This window comes from Chryseobacterium sp. CH21, assembly GCF_004119445.1.
Classification (GTDB): domain Bacteria; phylum Bacteroidota; class Bacteroidia; order Flavobacteriales; family Weeksellaceae; genus Chryseobacterium.
On sequence record NZ_QICI01000073.1, the window covers coordinates 67425 to 83151 of the forward strand.

Below are 15727 nucleotides of genomic sequence, written 5' to 3' on the forward strand. Positions count from 1 at the left end.
GCGGTTTTTTTTATTGAGTAAAAAGGATTACTTAATTTCTACACAACCCACTCTTCCGCCTGCATTTCCTGTAGGCTGGGTATGGAAATCATCTGCTGCAGCGTGCACAATAAGACCTTTTCCGATGATGTTTTTAGACTCATCTGTACAGCCCAGACACCACTTGTCTGTCTTGAAAGTCAATGTTGCAGTTCCGCTCTGGTCCGCAACCAGGTTTCCTATATCTCCCATATGGAAATGTTCAGCACCCCATTTACCGTGATCATTCTTCGAAGGATTCCAGTGACCTCCCGTAGAAGTTCCGTCTGCTGCAGAGCAGTCGCCTTTTTCATGAATGTGTACTGCATGTATTCCAGGAGTAAGATTGGTAATATCCAGCTTCATGGTTACTTCATTTCCGTTTTGAGTAAACTTCGCAGTTCCTCCTGTCTGTGTTCCGCTTTTGGCATTTACAGAGTACATTTTTGTGGTTCCGCATGAAACGGCTAAAAATGCAAATCCAGCCAATAATGCTAATGTTGGTACTTTCATTTTTTAAATGATTTATAGTGATTTTACGATAAATTTAAAAAAGATTTTCCAAAGCGCTTTATGATCTTGGTCTTTTTTGAAAAGTTGCTTTGATTGATCAACTTAATCAGGCTTCTTTTAACCTTAAATTTTGAAACTTTGGAATGTAGACTAACTCCTTTAAAAAGAGGCAAAAAAAAGCTTATTTTAGTGGTTAGAAAGCAATTTATAAATCAGGCATATCTCCAAGAAAAAAATGATTATTCTGTATACATTCATCCATGAAGAAAAGCACCAGTCTATCCTGGATAGATATCTGCCTATGTTTTCTCAGGAAGTCAAACAGGATATTCAGAGATACAGGAGATGGCAGGATGCTCAGCTTTCTTTGCTGGGGAAAGTTCTTTTACAGTATGGTTTAAAGAATTATTATAACATCTCTGAGGCAGAAATAGGAATTCTACCTAACAAAAAACCTTATTTAAAAGGTTATGATCTTCATTTTAATATATCGCATTCTAAAGATCTTGTGGTCTGTGCCATTGCAGAATATCCCTTGGGAATAGATGTAGAATTCAATGATCCTAAAGTCAGTTATCTGGATTTTACATTTCAGATGACAACTAGTGAGTTTCAGGAAATCCATGAGTCTGAAGATAAAATAAAGAGTTTTTTTACCTATTGGACAAGAAAAGAAGCCATCATAAAGGCCCACGGAGCGGGAATGATGCTTCCTTTAGATTCTTTTGAAATAATAAAAGATGAGTGTGTCATTGAAGGAGAAAGATTTTTTACGAAAGAGATTTTTATTCATGAAGCCTATCATAGCTATATTGCTTCTTCACATCAGAATATTAAAGATTCGATTCCAGCTTTAAAATGTGTTGAAGTATAATGAATTTCCAATAATAGCAATAATAAACAACAGAATTTGGTTCCGGAAAAATATCTTTGTGAATTAACAACTTTGAATTGGAAGAGTATAAAAAACGAATTGTAAAGACAATTCAATATATTGATAACCATATTGATGCAGATCTTTCTCTGGAAAAAGTTTCAGAGGTAAGTGCTTATTCTCCGTTTCATTTTCACCGAATATTTAAACAGATTACAGGGGAAACTCTTCAAAACTATATTATCAGAAAGAAAATAGAGAAAAGCGCACTTCATCTGGCGCTGCATAAACACATGGAGATCAAAGATATTTATTGGAATCTCGGATTTTCAAACCATTCTGTTTTCAGCAAAACATTTAAAAAATATTACGGGGTACCTCCCACAGAATTCCGCAGATCTGCTCCGGAAATATTTCACAAGATTTTACAAACACAAAGCAAGAACGGACAAATTGATACAGTTTTCAGCCAATACATTTGCAACATTGAAAACCTATTAAACTGGACCAATATGAATTTAAAAATCGAAGTAAAAGAAATGCCGGAACTGAATCTGGCAGCAGTAATGAGTCTTGGAATTGCCAATGTGGAGCCCTCTTTTAATATTTTAATAGACTGGGCCAGCAGAAAGGGCCTTTTTCCGCGGGATAATGTCAAAATGATCTCTGTTTATCATGACAGCTGCAAAATAACACCTCTTGATAAAGTAAGGATTCATGCGTGTATGCTTTTGGATGAAAAACTGGCCCATCAGGAAGGTGAAGTATTTGCAGAAACTATTGAAGCCGGAAAATTTATCGTAGGTACGGGAGAAGTTACCTTAAACGACTTTGAAAAATGCTGGGTTTCTTTGTTTTTGTGGATGAATGAAAATAATTATTCCATAAGAAGAACCTTTCCTTTTGAAATCTATCACACTAATTTTAAAGAGCATCCGGAAGGAAAAATGATTGTGGATTTTTGTATCCCGATTCATTAATTACCATTCGGGAGCAAAAGAATGCCTTTCAGTAATAAATTTTTTACAGAAAGGCATTTCTCGTACTATTTTTGACCCAGAAAACAATAAAAATGAAAACACAAGGACAAAACATCCTCTTTCTGATTCTTCTTCTCACTTCCATCATGGGATATGCTCAGGTGAAAATATCAGGAAAAGTATCCTTTAAAAATAAAGGGGTAGCAGAAGTCAACGTTACCCTAAAAGATACCTATGATGGAGCTACAACAGATGCTCAGGGTAATTTCACATTTGAAACTTCGGAAAAAGGAACCCACGTCATAACCTTTACCCATCCAAAATATGAAAATATTGAAAGGGCGGTTTATATTGAAAATCAAGATATTTCTTTGAATGTAGATCTTAAAGAACAGATCAGTGAGATTGATGCAGTAGTAGTTTCTGCAGGATCTATTGAAGCCAGTGATAAGAAAAGAGCAACTGCATTACTAAGCCCCATTGATATTTACACCACAGCAGGGGCAGACGGACAAATCTCTTCGGCGTTGACCTATCTTCCGGGAGTACAGAAAGTAGGAGGGACAGAAGGACTATTCATCCGTGGAGGTACCGGAACGGAATCCAAGATTTTTATGGATGGAAGCCTTATCAACAATTATTTTTCTAATTCTGTTCCTGGAATTGCGGGGAGAGACCAGTTCAATACTTCTCTTTTTAAAGGAAATATCTTCTCAAGTGGCGGCTATTCTGCATTGTATGGGCAGGCTCTTTCAGGAGCACTAATGCTGGAAAGTGTTGATCTACCGGATGAAAGTTCGTACAGCGTAGGAATATCACCTATTTTTGTGAATGCCGGATTTCAGAAGTTGGGAGACAATAAAAACTATTCCTACGGAGCTACAGCAGGATATTCTCTTTTAAGCCTGATGCAGAAAGTCATTAATTTTAATACCAATTTTGTAGAAGCACCACAGGGACTTAACGGAGATCTGAATTTCAGATTTAAAACAAAATCAGGAGGGTTTTTCAAATATTACGGGATGTTCAATTCCAATAAAATGGGAGTAAAGTCAGAAAGTCTTGAACCTGGATATGATTTCAGTCTGGTAAAGCTGAATGGTAAAAATACTTTTCATAACCTGTCTTTTAGACAGAAATTTGGAAAATACCTTTTAAATGTAGGTGGTTCTTACTCATATAACAGATCAGATCTTCATTTCTCTACAGAAACCAATGATATTGAATCCAATAGAAGCCAGCTGCTGACTGATGGAAATTATCTGAATTTCAAAGCTGTTCTTGAAAGAAAAATCAACAGAATCAGTGCTGTGAGAGGAGGAATTGAATTGAATAATACCGATGAAAACCTGAATTTTGAAGCAATACAGAAAGATTATAAAGACTTAATTTCTTCTGCTTTCGTAGAAACTGATCTTGGATTCAGCAATGCATTGTCAGCAAAAATAGGAGTAAGGACAGAGCATTCTTCTTTTTTAGGAAAGAATAATATTGCGCCTCGTTTTGCCATTGCCTACCGTCTTGCAAAGGATTGGACAACTTCCCTGGCTTATGGTCTTTTTTATCAAAATCCGGAAAGTAAATACATCAATGGACCTGCAAATCTTGGTTTCCAGAAATCCCAGCATTATATTTTTCAGGTTCAGAGAGCTTCAGAGGGGAGAACTTTACGTTTTGAAGCATTTTACAAAAAATATGACCAACTGATCAAGACATTTAATATTACCCCGGATAAGGAGCAAAATCAACAAACCCAGATGGCTTTAAACAATAATGGATACGGATATGCAAAAGGAGTGGAATTTTTCTGGAGAGATAATAAAAAGACATTTGAAAATATCGATTATTGGATTAGCTATTCATATCTTGATTCGAAAAGAGATTTCCTTAATTATCCTGTAAGTCTGCAGCCTAGTTTTGCTGCTGAACATACACTTTCAGCGGTGGCAAAAAGATTTATTCCGGAATGGAAACTGGGTGTAAACTTATCTTATACTTACGCAAAAGGACGTCCTTATTATGATATTGCCTCTACATTAGAGAATGGAAAAGCCATTAATTATACCCGAAATGAAGGAAGATTAAAAGATTACAATGCTTTGAATTTCAGTCTTAACTATTTACCCAACATCGGCAAAAAAAATGCAAAAGCTTTCCCTGTATTGGTATTGAGTATCAGTAATATTTTAGGATCAAAAAATGTATATGGCTATAATTTCTCAGCAGATGGTTCCAGAAGTTCCGCAATCGTTCCTCCAGTCAATACTTTTGTCTTCATAGGAGCATTTATAAGTTTCGGAGTAGACAAAACCGATGATGCTATCAATAATAATTTATAAAAAACATATCTTAGAACAACCAAACATAACTAACTTTTAAAATTTGACTTCATGAAAAAATACATTTTAAGCTTTGCTTTAGCTTTTGTAAGCTTAACTGCTTTTGCACAGGCAGATTACGACAAAATAATGACTGAAAAAATTGCCAGAATAGAAACCTGTAAAACATCAGAAGATTTCCAGACGCTGGCCAATGATTTCCAGAGAATAGGAAGTAAAGAGAGTACAAAATGGCTTCCGGCGTACTATGCTGCATTTTCTTATATCCAGAAAGGAAGAACCCAGATGAGAGACGGAAAAATGCAGGAACTGGATGGTATTGCAGATCAGGCTGAAAAACACCTTTCCATGGCTCAGAACCTGGCCGGAGCAGATAATGCAGAAATACACCTGTTGAGGAAAATGTCTTACTCTCTGAGAATGATGGTAAATCCTGCACAACGTTATATGACAGATGGTGCAAGAGCTGCCGAAGAAATGAATGCTGCGGAAAAACTTGATCCAGCCAACCCAAGAATTGCCCTTATTAAGGCAGAAGATGTATATTTTACTCCTGAGCAGTATGGAGGAAGTAAAACAAAAGGGCTGGAAATGTTTAAAGATGCTCAGGCAAAATTTAAGGCATACAAACCAAAAACGGCTTTGGATCCTAACTGGGGTAGAGGAGAAGCTGATTATTTCCTAAGCTTACCAACTGAGAAAGCGAAATAGATTATTAATACTTTACTTAAAATTAACCTTCATTCGTGAAGGTTTTTTTATACTGTTCAGGGAGGAAAAATAGCCTTTCGGTAAGAATTAATTTTTGATACCTTTAATAAAAACTAATTTTGAGTCAAGAAAATAGATCATGAAACGGAAAAACTTTATCATATTATTCTGGGTATCACTTACAGTCTCCATGTTTTTCTTTTTTGTCTTTACAGAAGAAAAGAATCTTGAGAACTTTTTATATACCATACTCATCTCTTTTATTTATTCCTTTGTGCTGGGGGGAGGAAACGGAATGCTGAACAGCTTTCTGAATAAAAAAATCCCTTGGTCTGAAGCTACCACCAAAAGAGCTGTTATAAGTATTATTTCAATTATTATTACCAATTTTGTATTGGTCTATTTTTGTAATTACATCAACTTTGTAGTCATTCAAAAAGCAGCTACTACAGAAGAATTTTTTCTGGGAAAATATAATTTCCTCAATTGGTTTACCATCAATATCGCTTTGTTGATATCCGCTTTTCTTCATGCCAGAAGTTTCATGGAAGAGCTGAAGAAGACTTCCAGAAAAGAAGTGGTGGAACAGAAGCTTATTGCCAAGTCTGCAAATGCCCAGTTTGAAAGTTTAAAAAATCAGCTGGATCCGCATTTCCTCTTCAATTCATTGAATGTCTTAAGCTCCCTGATTGATGAAAATCCACAACAGGCTCAAAAGTTTACGGCTTCAATGTCAAAGATTTACCGGTATGTACTTGAACAGAAAGATAAAGAGCTTGTAACGGTAGAAGATGAAATAGAATTTGCCAAAACCTACTGCGACCTTTTAAAAACAAGGTTTGAAGACAGTGTAGATTTTACTTTTGATGTTGGTAAAGAAGACCATCAGAAATATGTAGTTCCGCTGGCTTTGCAGCTGCTGCTGGAGAATTGTATCAAACACAATTTTGCAACATCATCAAAACCTTTGATCATCAGAATTTTTTCAGACGGAAATACCCTCTGTATTGAAAATAACCTTCAGGTAAGAGAGCAGATCAAAGAAAGTTCAGGGATTGGGCTTGCCAATATTGTGCAGCGTTATTCGCTACTTACTGAACGAAATGTATTCATAGAAAAATCTGAAGATCATTTTAAAGTAAAACTCCCGATGCTTTTGGCTAAGCCACATATTTCCAGTGCAAAACCTGAAGATGAAACAGCTGCTTACAAACGTGCCCAAAAAAGAGTAAAAGAAATAAAAAGCTTTTATATGAATCTGATCTCTTACTGTACCGTATGCTCCTTTTTAATTTTTATCAATCTCTATACAAGTAGCAGAAATCAGTGGTTTTGGTTTCCTGTGCTGGGATGGGGAATTGGGGTTGCTTCTCACGCCTTTCAGGTGTTTGGAGTGGGAGAATCATGGCAGGAAAAGAAGATTCGTGAAATTATGAACAAACAAAAAAAATAGAAACATGGAAAGGTTTGACGAAAACGATATTGAATACCAACGCGCCAGAAGGCAGGTAGACAGATTACGCGGTTTTTACGGTCATTTATTTGCTTACGTTGCCGTGAATGCAATGATTGTTGTATACAATTGCATGCATCTGAAACCTGGAGAAAGCTATTTTCAGTTTAAAAATTTTTTTACAGCTACTTTCTGGGGAATAGGGCTTGCAGCACACGCTGTTACCGTTTTTCTGCCTCGTATTAACTTTATCAGAAAATGGGAAGATAATAAGATTAAAGAACTGATGGATAAACAGGAAAAGCATTAGAAGGAAAATATTTTTTTAAAACACCTTTAACCCTAAAAATTATTGAAAATGAACATTTTATCAACTGTGTTTTACATTTCAATGGCAGCCTGGTTTATCACGGAATTCCTTTACAAGAATATACTGAAATCTGGAAAAGAAGATCAGAAGAATAAAGATAGATCTACTCTTAACCTCCTGTGGTTGGCTATTCCTTTTTCTATCGTAAGCTCAATCTTCATGTCTTATAATACTCATTTTCCGATTGTTGAAAGCAACTGGATTCTTTATGTAGGAGAGTTTCTGATTCTTATTGGAATTATTGTAAGATATGTGATCATCAGATCATTGGGGAAATATTTTACAGTAGATGTCACCATCAGACAGGATCATAAAATTAAAAAAGAAGGATTTTATAAGTACCTGAGACATCCTTCCTACGCTTTCTCTCTTTTAACGTCTCTTGGGCTTGGTTTATATTTGAACAACTGGCTATCACTAATTTTTGCTTTTGTACCTCCATTTTTAGCGTTTGCTTACAGGATTAAGGTTGAAGAGCAAGCATTGGTAGAACAGTTCGGTGATGAATATATTGAATACAGAAAAAGCACCAAGAAACTGATCCCATTTATCTATTAAAACCAGGTTTTTACGGTTCGGATAGCATAATCTACCATTCGGTAATATAAAATTGATTGAAGGTCTTTTCCTGACTTACCTTTGATTCAAGAAAAAAACAAATCAACCTTTTAAAACAAAACATTATGGAAATTTTACCAAATAAAGAGACGATTGCTTACAGAAAAGCTTCAAGAAGAGTAAAAGAATTAAAAGAGTTTTATGGAAACCTTACTTCATATTGTGTAGTAATTCCCTTTTTAGCAATACTTAACCTTGTGACTGCCCCAGGATATTTATGGTTTTTATGGCCTGCACTGGGATGGGGAATAGGAATTACATTCCATGCAATAAGTGTATTTGGAATTGGAAAAAGCTGGGAAGAAAGAAAAATAAAAGAACTGATGGAGAAGGAAGAAAAACCGAAAATAAAAACTTTTTAAACAATAATCATAACAGAAAACATATACGACCATGGATTACGAAACAGCTTCTGCAAGAACAAACAGTATCAGAAAATTTTATAAAAGCCTTTTTATATTTGCCATTTTTGCCGTTCTTCTCATTCCAGATGATATTTTTGGAGAAAAGGTGATTAATTTTCATTTGTTTGACAGATATACCATTCTTGGAATCTGGGTATTTATCATTTTTGTAAAAGCCGCAAAACTATTTCTTTTTGATTCCGAATGGGAAAGAAATATGATTGAAAAAGAGCTTAACAAAGAGAAAAAAAGAATAGACTATTAAAATCTGTCTGTTTTTATATAAATTTATTTCCAAAATCTAAAACCAAAATTTAAGCTCAATGATCAAAACTATCATTATAGAAGATGAAAAACCTGCTTCAAGGAAATTAGAAAGAATGCTGAGTAATTTCCCTGAAATAGAAGTAGTTGCTAAAATAGAATCTGTAGAAGAAGGCGTGGCCTGGTTTTCTGAAAATGAACACCCACAGCTGATCTTTTCGGATATAGTTTTAGGTGACGGATTGTCTTTTGATATTTTTGAGAAAGTACCTACAAAAGGTTTTATTATCTATACGACAGCCTTTGATCAGTATACTTTGAAAGCATTTAAACTGAATAGCATTGATTATCTTCTAAAGCCCATTCTTGATGAAGACCTGCAGGGTGCTGTGGAGAAATTCAAGTCATTCATCCCTGCCAATGACACCAATGGTTCTCAGGATATCAAACAGCTGATCAGAAAAGAAAAATCTACGCTTTCCAGAGTTTTGGTTAAAATAGGGTATAACCTTAAAATTATACAGACTCATGAGATAAGCTGTTTTTTCAGTGAAAATAAAATCGTTTATCTTCAGACGGAAGACCGTACCTATCCGTCAGATTTTACCCTTGACGAGCTGGAAGAAGTTCTTGATGAGAAAAAGTTTTTCCGTGTGAACAGACAGTTTATCATAAGTTCAGATTATATCAAAAATATCCACACTTCTCCTTACTATAAAGTGGAGCTGGAATTTCAACCGGAAGAGGAAATTACGGTAAGCAGAGATCGTGTGAAGGATTTCAAAGACTGGCTGGTCAGTTGATCAATAGGGAAGAATGCACTTCCTCATAACCCAAAAACGAACACCATGGATCTTATATTATTGATTTTTAAGCTATTCCTTTCTCTTTTTTATACCTGAACATGATCAGGTGTTATAAAAGTCACTGGCAGATTGTACAAAATGGTTAAAAGCTTCCGTAACCTCATTCTTATGCTTATGAGTAAGCGGAAAAGGAACCATGTGGGAATATTCAAACGTAAAATCTTTGATTTCAATATCCACATTGATATTCCTGTAACCACCCTGTAATGTATTTAATGCTTCTATTGGAGGGGCAACACTATCTTTTTCCAGGACATAAGCCTTTATCTGAGACTGAATTTCCTTAATTCTTTCTTCCCTTTCTTTTTGAAAATAATTGTAACGGAGCATCTTTTTGAACCAGCTTTCCTGAGGATGTAAGTTTTCGTTTTGATAATGCTTTAACCTCTTATCTGATTTGAAGTCAGAGCTGAGTAATTCTGTAAAAACAGACTGCATTTTGACCGTTGCCTGAGTATCCATGATGTATTTGGAAATCGGAAACATCCTATCGATGGTCATTCCCCCACAAAAACAAAAAACTTTTGACTGGCTAAAATAATGGTGAGGATCTGCCATTTTGATAATCATTGCAAGAAAAGATCCTATAGAATACCCGAATAAATCCAGATCAGCCTCTCTGGAAATACTCTTGATTTTACCGATTTTAATATCTTTTACCACTTCAGTAATATCAGAATAGGTCTGCAGCCCGGACCAGAAAATTCTTTGAGGATGCGCTTCCAACCTTGAACTTATAGCAGCATTCACGTAGGAATAATTCATGTTTTCCGGATATTTTTTCTTTCTGAAACTGACAACTTCCATCATGTGATGACGATCACTCCAGATAGGTTCCGCACGGTCCATATGAAATGCAATAGGGAACAAAATAATGGCTTTTTCTGTTCTTTGAGCCAGTTCATAAGCCCACGGAAGATATTTATCCCATTTCTTTTCATTAAGCCCATGAAAGAAGAATACAGCTCCTTTTGCTTCTTCTCTATCAGCCCGTTTCAGAATATGGTATTCAAACCTTTTGTTGCATTCAATATCAAAATCCTTGATGTCTACAGCGGGCTGGTTGTAAAAGACATAACCGTTTTTGTTGATTTCAAGTGTTTGATTATGTTTGCTGCAATGTTGATTTTCTGAACCGTAAAGCAAGTCACAAACTTTAGATTCAAAAGGAATTGATTCAATGGTTACATTCAGCTCCTTAAGTTCAGCCCTGTCTTTTCCGGAATCAAAATGATTTTTCAAAACTTCATATAATTCATAATATTCCATAGCAAGAAGGTTGAAGGTTCATATTTATAACCATCAAGTTAGATAAATATTATGGTAATGGGTTGATTTTTAGAGTTTAAATATATTCTAGGCATAAGAGAAGAACAATAAGCCCCGGAATAATTTTATTCCGGGGCAGTAATATATAAATTGATGATGATGTTTATCCTTTTTCTTTCGTTTTCTCTCCGTATTTCTGAATAGAGATAGCTGTGAGAGCAACCATAATCACACACAAAATCAGATCTGCTTTTTCAGGATGAAAGACTTCCTGGTAGATATTATAGCCTACAAGCATTGATACAAAAAAGATGAGAGCGTTACTGGATGATGCATATTGATTGTTAATTGTTGTTTTCATAATGATATTTTTTATTGTTGTTTATCCAGTAAGTATGACAATTCAAAATACGTTACAACAATTTTCAAAGAAATAATCAGTTCTTCCCATGACTTAAAATAGGATTACTATTTTTCAATAATGTAACTATCTGTAATCAATTCTGTTAGATTCAGTGTCTTCAAGTTGTTTAATGACAGACTCAGGAATTTCGTCACTGTCAATCGGGAAGCTGATAGAATCTGAAATAAAGTTTTTCCTGTCCGCTTTTCTGAAAATTTCAAACAAAGCAATCGGTTCCTGATTGAAGCTGATACAAGTGCTTATAAAATGGATTTCTAGTAGTTTATAGTCGGGATTCTTAAGTTTTTCTTTAATATCTTTTATTCTTGAAATAAAGTGTCTCTGTCGGATAAATGTATTGCTGTTCATGATAATAAAAACATAATCTGAATAGGCAGTTACCTTCCCAAAATACTTATGATGATCGCCGCCGCTTCTTTCAATAAAATATTCTCCTGTAGTTTCAGATTTATAAATTTCCATAGCAGAACGCCATATCCGTTCTTCTTTTGCCATCAAAGGATTGTCAGGCAGATTTCTGTTATAAGAATACCAACAACCCACCAAACGGTCTAAAAGAGGTGTATTCTGGCTTACATTATTCATATCAATCCTAAGATCATTAAAGTTGAATGATTCTGTATTGGAATTAATAAAATCTATATAATTTGAATACCCCAAAACTTTGACAATCATACTCAGCTTGGCGAGATTAGGTCTGCTCAGAACAGCATTTTCATTCTGTTTGAATTTCTTTAGCTTATTGATAATCAAGTGTTCGTAGAGATAATTGTTTCCAAGAAGGTCAGGTTCTTTTTTGATCTCTTTCTCCGAATGGTCATTGATAATCAGATCATTCAGTTCAGCACTTATATAAGACCATTCGGTTTTGGTTACATCTTCCCAATGGTTTTTCTTTAAAAATTGCCGGCTTAAGAAGTTCATCAGCTTCTCAAGATGCAGAATATCTTCCTTTTTCATGGTGTTTATTTATAAGACTAATTTAAGATTTTTATCAAACCAAAAAAGATTTTTAGGAGACTTTTATATTTTAAAATCCATTGATATTTGAATAGAAAAACAAAAATCAAAACAATGGAAACAAAAATGGTATTAAAAGACGAATCCCTTTGGAAGCGAATACAGGAGTTTTCTCTCGATGCACAAGGAGTTGATTTTCCCTTTTCAAAGAAACTGGCAAAAGAAGAATGCTGGAGTCTTGATTTCGCAAAAAAAGCAATCGAAGAATACAAAAAGTTTGTCTATCTCTGCTGTATTCTCCCCAATGGAGCATCTCCCAGCAAAATCGTAGATAAGGTATGGCATATGCACCTTATTTACACTCAGAACTACTGGGAAGAATTTTGTCCTCATATTTTAAAAAGACCACTTCATCATCATCCATCTAAAGGAGGAGCCAGGGAGAGAGAGAAACATTATAACTGGTTTGAAGATACTTTATTAAGTTATCAAAAAGTCTTTCAGCAGGAAGCACCTGAAGACATCTGGAAAGAGTTCAGGAAAAAATCTACAATACAAACCTGGTTGAGAAAAATGGTTTTTTTTTCTCCAATTCTTATTTTACTCTTTTTATTCTCATGTACGGAAGGAGGAGATTTTACAGGATTGCTGGTTACAGGAGTAGTATTTGCAATTATTTTTATACTGGGGGCCATTGCCTCAATAGTTGGAGATAATGAAGTCACAGATCCTAACAGAAAAGATAAGCAGAATAATGACGGAGGAGGAAGCTGTGGAGGCTCAAGCTGCAGTGGAGGCGGAGGTTGCGGAGGTGGTTGTGGCGGATGCGGAGGCTGTGGTGGATAACAAAAACTAATCATTATGAAGAAAGTAATCATTCATTCGGTTCCGGTTGTGATAAGCTTTGCGTGGCTTATGGCAGAAAACCAGACATTTAATCCGATTATTCTTAAAGGACCAGATTTTCTGAAGTTCTATTTTATCCTGATTTTCGGATTCTACGTTTCAGTTTTTATTTTAAATTCTTTGAAAGAAACCATTTCAAGAACGACACTTTATTTTGCAGGATCTATTTTCTTATTGGGGGTTATCAAACTGATAAGAGGAATCATATTAGGAAAACCGATCGGGTTTTTACTCATGATTTTAATAATAGAAATTATTGTTATATTGGCATTTATGTTGAATCATATTAATAAAAAGATGAATTCATAAACCTGTATAAAAAACAAACCCGAAACAAAATGTTCCGGGCTTTATAATGTCTTGTTGATATCAAATATCTTTCTTTTTTCGTTGACGGGCTGATAACCATATTTTCTAACCATAACGGAAGTCAGAACCACTAAAATAAGGCTGATCGCAATATTGGAATTTTCCGGATGAACAATAGCCTGATAAAGATTATAACCGAAAATGGCAGATACAATAGCAATCAGAATATTGTTTACGTAAGCATACTGGTTTTTTGTAGATGTTTTCATAGTAGTATTTTTTATTGTTATTTACTCAGTAAGTATGATAACTTAAAAAACGTTACAGAAAAATTTCAAAAATTTTTTTTTTAAAATGATCTCAATATATTTTAATCACCAGAATAGAATACCTCGCATCCCGGCCCCAAAAAATAATTACGAAATCACACCGCTGCCAATCAATTCATCATCAATATACCATGACGCAAACTGTCCTTCTGCAATCGCCGACTGAAGTTCATCAAATTCAACATACAAAGCATTTTCAAACTGAAATAGCGTCGCTTTCTGCAAAGATTGTCTGTATCTGAATCTGGCCAATACTTCCATGGATTCTCCATTCTGAAGTTTCATATCCTCACGTACCCAGTGAAGCTCAGCGTTATCAATTTTCAGGGCTTTTTTGTGAAGTCCAGGGAAATGGCTTCCTTCGCCCACAAAAATGATATTGTTTTCCATGTCTCTTGAGACAATAAAGCAGCTTTCTTTATGACCGCCTATACCAAGTCCTCTGCTTTGTCCGATGGTGAAAAACTGGGCTCCCTGATGTTTCCCGATTACTTTTCCGTCAGCTTTTTTATAATTGATTTTTCTTGATAAAAACTCAAGTTCTTCTTCCTTGGATGAAAACTCAGGTTTTTCTTCTGAAAATAAAGGTGAATCTTTGAAAATTTCTACAATTTCTCCTTCATTAGGTTTTAATTGCTGCTGTAAAAACTGTGGAAGGCTTACTTTTCCGATAAAACATAATCCCTGAGAATCTTTTTTATCCGCCGTTACCAATCCGATTTCTTTCGCAATTTCTCTTACCTGAGGTTTTGTAAGTTCTCCGATGGGGAATAGAGCTTTAGAAAGCTGGTCCTGGCTCAGCTGGCAAAGGAAATAAGACTGATCTTTATTGTTGTCTTTCCCGGCCAGAAGATGGAAAATTTCTTTCCCGTTTTCATCAAAAGTAGAATTTACCCTTGCATAATGTCCTGTAGCAACCTTATCTGCTCCTAAAGACATTGCGGTCTTCATAAACACATCGAATTTTACTTCTCTGTTACACAAAACATCAGGGTTGGGAGTTCTTCCTTTTTGATATTCATCAAACATATAATCAACGATACGTTCTTTGTAAAGTTCACTCATGTCTATCACCTGGAAAGGAATTCCAAGCTTTTGTGCCACCATAAGGGCATCATTACTGTCCTCAATCCAGGGACATTCATCTTCTAATGTTACGGAAGCATCGTTCCAGTTTCTCATGAATAAAGCCACTACTTCATGGCCTTGCTGCTGCAGCAAATAAGCTGTAACACTAGAATCTACACCTCCGGAGAGGCCTACTACTACTTTCATTGTATTTCAATTTTACGAAACTCTTAACGGGAGTTCTTAGTTTGATGCGGCAAAAATACGATTAATAAAGTCGTAAAAAAACCATAATTTTAAACATTGATAAAAACGATAGAATAACCAATCACATTTTTATCACTCTCTCTGAAGATGGAAACAGATGAGTGTATAATTTTAAAACAATAAATAGAACATATGAAAAAGTTTATTATTTCTGTGATGCTGATAAGCTCAGGATCACTTTTTTCCCAGGTTTCAATAGGTACACAGGCACAGGAAAACAATAGATGGACGTTTGGAGGTGGTATCGGATTAGGATTCGGGAGCAATAGTTCATTTAATTTGCAGGCTTCACCAAGAGTAGGTTACAGTCTTACAGAGGATCTTGAAGCTGGAGCTATAGGAAGTGTATCATGGCAGACTTCCAATTCTTATAAATCTACCATGTTTGGAGTTGGACCATTTGTGAACTATTATTTTGCCAGATCATTTTATGTAGGAGCCAATTATCAGCATTTCTTTATCAATTATAAAGACAAATACTACGATTATAAATACAATACAGAAGAAAATGCACTATATCTTGGAGGAGGTTATATGCAGAGAATCGGGAATAATTCCTTTATGCAGTTAGGATTGATGTATAATGTACTTTGGAAGCAGAATTCCAGTGTGTTTACAAGCGGTCTGATCCCGAATATTGGTTTTGTAGTAGGACTTTAATTTTATCAATAGGAACGGACTTTAACCGTTAATTATAAGATAGAATTAGCCAAAAACGTATAAAAAAACACCCCGGAAAATTTTCGGGGGTGTTTCTATTTAAAATTAAACTATTTATTTAATTA

At 35.1% G+C, this 15727-nt stretch carries 19 protein-coding genes; 13 read left to right on the top strand and 6 right to left on the bottom strand.

The genetic code is table 11. The features are described 5' to 3' along the window. Positions 1-27 precede the first annotated feature (27 nt). Positions 28-531 carry a superoxide dismutase family protein gene (locus BOQ62_RS16465; RefSeq protein ID WP_129041180.1) on the bottom strand — a complete coding sequence of 168 codons (504 nt, stop codon included), beginning with the start codon at positions 529-531 and terminating at the stop codon, positions 28-30. Between the two features lie 235 nt (positions 532-766). Here BOQ62_RS16465 and BOQ62_RS16470 point away from each other — a divergent pair, with 235 nt between their 5' ends. The 10 genes from BOQ62_RS16470 (at position 767) to BOQ62_RS16515 (ending at position 9347) form a co-directional block, all read left to right on the top strand. Beyond that, positions 767-1405 (top strand): 4'-phosphopantetheinyl transferase family protein, encoded by a 639-nt coding sequence (locus BOQ62_RS16470; RefSeq protein ID WP_129041181.1) that lies wholly within the window; start codon positions 767-769, stop codon positions 1403-1405. 77 nt (positions 1406-1482) lie between these two features. Next, positions 1483-2385: a GyrI-like domain-containing protein gene (locus BOQ62_RS16475; protein WP_129041182.1), complete on the top strand. Its 903-nt coding sequence runs from the start codon at positions 1483-1485 to the stop codon at positions 2383-2385. A 92-nt stretch (positions 2386-2477) separates the two neighbouring features. Continuing rightward, positions 2478-4724, top strand: a complete 2247-nt coding sequence (locus BOQ62_RS16480) for a TonB-dependent receptor (RefSeq protein WP_129041183.1) — start codon at positions 2478-2480, stop codon at positions 4722-4724. A gap of 51 nt (positions 4725-4775) precedes the next feature. Next, positions 4776-5435: a hypothetical protein gene (locus BOQ62_RS16485; protein WP_129041184.1), complete on the top strand. Its 660-nt coding sequence runs from the start codon at positions 4776-4778 to the stop codon at positions 5433-5435. Between the two features lie 139 nt (positions 5436-5574). Continuing rightward, complete coding sequence (locus BOQ62_RS16490) at positions 5575-6888, top strand: 2TM domain-containing protein (RefSeq protein WP_129041186.1); 1314 nt, start codon at positions 5575-5577, stop codon at positions 6886-6888. Between the two features lie 4 nt (positions 6889-6892). Next, entirely contained in the window at positions 6893-7198 is a 306-nt protein-coding gene (locus BOQ62_RS16495) for a 2TM domain-containing protein (RefSeq protein WP_129041187.1), read from the top strand. A gap of 48 nt (positions 7199-7246) precedes the next feature. Then, positions 7247-7816, top strand: a complete 570-nt coding sequence (locus BOQ62_RS16500) for a methyltransferase family protein (RefSeq protein ID WP_129041189.1) — start codon at positions 7247-7249, stop codon at positions 7814-7816. A 125-nt stretch (positions 7817-7941) separates the two neighbouring features. Further along, the gene (locus BOQ62_RS16505) at positions 7942-8238 is read left to right on the top strand and encodes a 2TM domain-containing protein (RefSeq protein ID WP_129041191.1); all 297 of its coding nucleotides are present in this window, start codon (positions 7942-7944) and stop codon (positions 8236-8238) included. Between the two features lie 31 nt (positions 8239-8269). Next, positions 8270-8545 (top strand): 2TM domain-containing protein, encoded by a 276-nt coding sequence (locus tag BOQ62_RS16510; RefSeq protein ID WP_129041193.1) that lies wholly within the window; start codon positions 8270-8272, stop codon positions 8543-8545. A 58-nt stretch (positions 8546-8603) separates the two neighbouring features. Then, positions 8604-9347: a LytR/AlgR family response regulator transcription factor gene (locus BOQ62_RS16515; protein ID WP_129041195.1), complete on the top strand. Its 744-nt coding sequence runs from the start codon at positions 8604-8606 to the stop codon at positions 9345-9347. Between the two features lie 105 nt (positions 9348-9452). Here BOQ62_RS16515 and BOQ62_RS16520 read toward each other — a convergent pair whose 3' ends face one another. The 3 genes from BOQ62_RS16520 to BOQ62_RS16530 all read right to left on the bottom strand — a co-directional run bounded on the left by BOQ62_RS16520 (position 9453) and on the right by BOQ62_RS16530 (position 12063). Next, entirely contained in the window at positions 9453-10679 is a 1227-nt protein-coding gene (locus BOQ62_RS16520) for a DUF6051 family protein (RefSeq protein ID WP_129041197.1), read from the bottom strand. Between the two features lie 163 nt (positions 10680-10842). After that, positions 10843-11040 carry a hypothetical protein gene (locus BOQ62_RS16525; protein ID WP_129041199.1) on the bottom strand — a complete coding sequence of 66 codons (198 nt, stop codon included), beginning with the start codon at positions 11038-11040 and terminating at the stop codon, positions 10843-10845. Between the two features lie 126 nt (positions 11041-11166). Beyond that, on the bottom strand, positions 11167-12063 hold the full coding sequence (locus BOQ62_RS16530; protein WP_129041201.1) for a hypothetical protein: 897 nt from the start codon (positions 12061-12063) through the stop codon (positions 11167-11169). A gap of 114 nt (positions 12064-12177) precedes the next feature. Here BOQ62_RS16530 and BOQ62_RS16535 point away from each other — a divergent pair, with 114 nt between their 5' ends. Beyond that, a complete protein-coding gene (locus BOQ62_RS16535; RefSeq protein ID WP_129041203.1) occupies positions 12178-12909 on the top strand; it encodes a glycine-rich domain-containing protein in 732 nt (243 codons plus the stop codon). 15 nt (positions 12910-12924) lie between these two features. After that, on the top strand, positions 12925-13278 hold the full coding sequence (locus BOQ62_RS16540; RefSeq protein ID WP_129041205.1) for a hypothetical protein: 354 nt from the start codon (positions 12925-12927) through the stop codon (positions 13276-13278). Positions 13279-13319: 41 nt separating this feature from the next. Here the strand turns inward: BOQ62_RS16540 and BOQ62_RS16545 are convergent, their stop codons facing one another. Then, entirely contained in the window at positions 13320-13547 is a 228-nt protein-coding gene (locus tag BOQ62_RS16545; RefSeq protein ID WP_129041207.1) for a hypothetical protein, read from the bottom strand. Between the two features lie 147 nt (positions 13548-13694). Beyond that, a complete protein-coding gene (mnmA, locus tag BOQ62_RS16550) occupies positions 13695-14882 on the bottom strand; it encodes a tRNA 2-thiouridine(34) synthase MnmA (protein ID WP_129041209.1) in 1188 nt (395 codons plus the stop codon). Positions 14883-15074: 192 nt separating this feature from the next. On the opposite strand from mnmA, the gene BOQ62_RS16555 reads away from it, so the two are divergent. After that, positions 15075-15602 carry a hypothetical protein gene (locus BOQ62_RS16555; RefSeq protein ID WP_129041211.1) on the top strand — a complete coding sequence of 176 codons (528 nt, stop codon included), beginning with the start codon at positions 15075-15077 and terminating at the stop codon, positions 15600-15602. Positions 15603-15727: the final 125 nt, after the last annotated feature.

Excerpts from the sequence above, each read along its gene's own strand:
- BOQ62_RS16505 (WP_129041191.1), top strand. The coding sequence starts at position 7,942 with ATGGAAATTTTACCAAATAAAGAGACGATTGCTTACAGAAAAGCTTCA.
- BOQ62_RS16530 (WP_129041201.1), bottom strand. The coding sequence starts at position 12,063 with ATGAAAAAGGAAGATATTCTGCATCTTGAGAAGCTGATGAACTTCTTA.
- BOQ62_RS16535 (WP_129041203.1), top strand. The coding sequence starts at position 12,178 with ATGGAAACAAAAATGGTATTAAAAGACGAATCCCTTTGGAAGCGAATA.
- BOQ62_RS16545 (WP_129041207.1), bottom strand. The coding sequence starts at position 13,547 with ATGAAAACATCTACAAAAAACCAGTATGCTTACGTAAACAATATTCTG.
- BOQ62_RS16515 (WP_129041195.1), top strand. The coding sequence starts at position 8,604 with ATGATCAAAACTATCATTATAGAAGATGAAAAACCTGCTTCAAGGAAA.
- BOQ62_RS16540 (WP_129041205.1), top strand. The coding sequence starts at position 12,925 with ATGAAGAAAGTAATCATTCATTCGGTTCCGGTTGTGATAAGCTTTGCG.
- BOQ62_RS16500 (WP_129041189.1), top strand. The coding sequence starts at position 7,247 with ATGAACATTTTATCAACTGTGTTTTACATTTCAATGGCAGCCTGGTTT.
- BOQ62_RS16495 (WP_129041187.1), top strand. The coding sequence starts at position 6,893 with ATGGAAAGGTTTGACGAAAACGATATTGAATACCAACGCGCCAGAAGG.
- BOQ62_RS16555 (WP_129041211.1), top strand. The coding sequence starts at position 15,075 with ATGAAAAAGTTTATTATTTCTGTGATGCTGATAAGCTCAGGATCACTT.
- mnmA (WP_129041209.1), bottom strand. The coding sequence starts at position 14,882 with ATGAAAGTAGTAGTAGGCCTCTCCGGAGGTGTAGATTCTAGTGTTACA.
- BOQ62_RS16510 (WP_129041193.1), top strand. The coding sequence starts at position 8,270 with ATGGATTACGAAACAGCTTCTGCAAGAACAAACAGTATCAGAAAATTT.
- BOQ62_RS16525 (WP_129041199.1), bottom strand. The coding sequence starts at position 11,040 with ATGAAAACAACAATTAACAATCAATATGCATCATCCAGTAACGCTCTC.
- BOQ62_RS16470 (WP_129041181.1), top strand. The coding sequence starts at position 767 with ATGATTATTCTGTATACATTCATCCATGAAGAAAAGCACCAGTCTATC.
- BOQ62_RS16465 (WP_129041180.1), bottom strand. The coding sequence starts at position 531 with ATGAAAGTACCAACATTAGCATTATTGGCTGGATTTGCATTTTTAGCC.
- BOQ62_RS16480 (WP_129041183.1), top strand. The coding sequence starts at position 2,478 with ATGAAAACACAAGGACAAAACATCCTCTTTCTGATTCTTCTTCTCACT.
- BOQ62_RS16490 (WP_129041186.1), top strand. The coding sequence starts at position 5,575 with ATGAAACGGAAAAACTTTATCATATTATTCTGGGTATCACTTACAGTC.
- BOQ62_RS16520 (WP_129041197.1), bottom strand. The coding sequence starts at position 10,679 with ATGGAATATTATGAATTATATGAAGTTTTGAAAAATCATTTTGATTCC.
- BOQ62_RS16485 (WP_129041184.1), top strand. The coding sequence starts at position 4,776 with ATGAAAAAATACATTTTAAGCTTTGCTTTAGCTTTTGTAAGCTTAACT.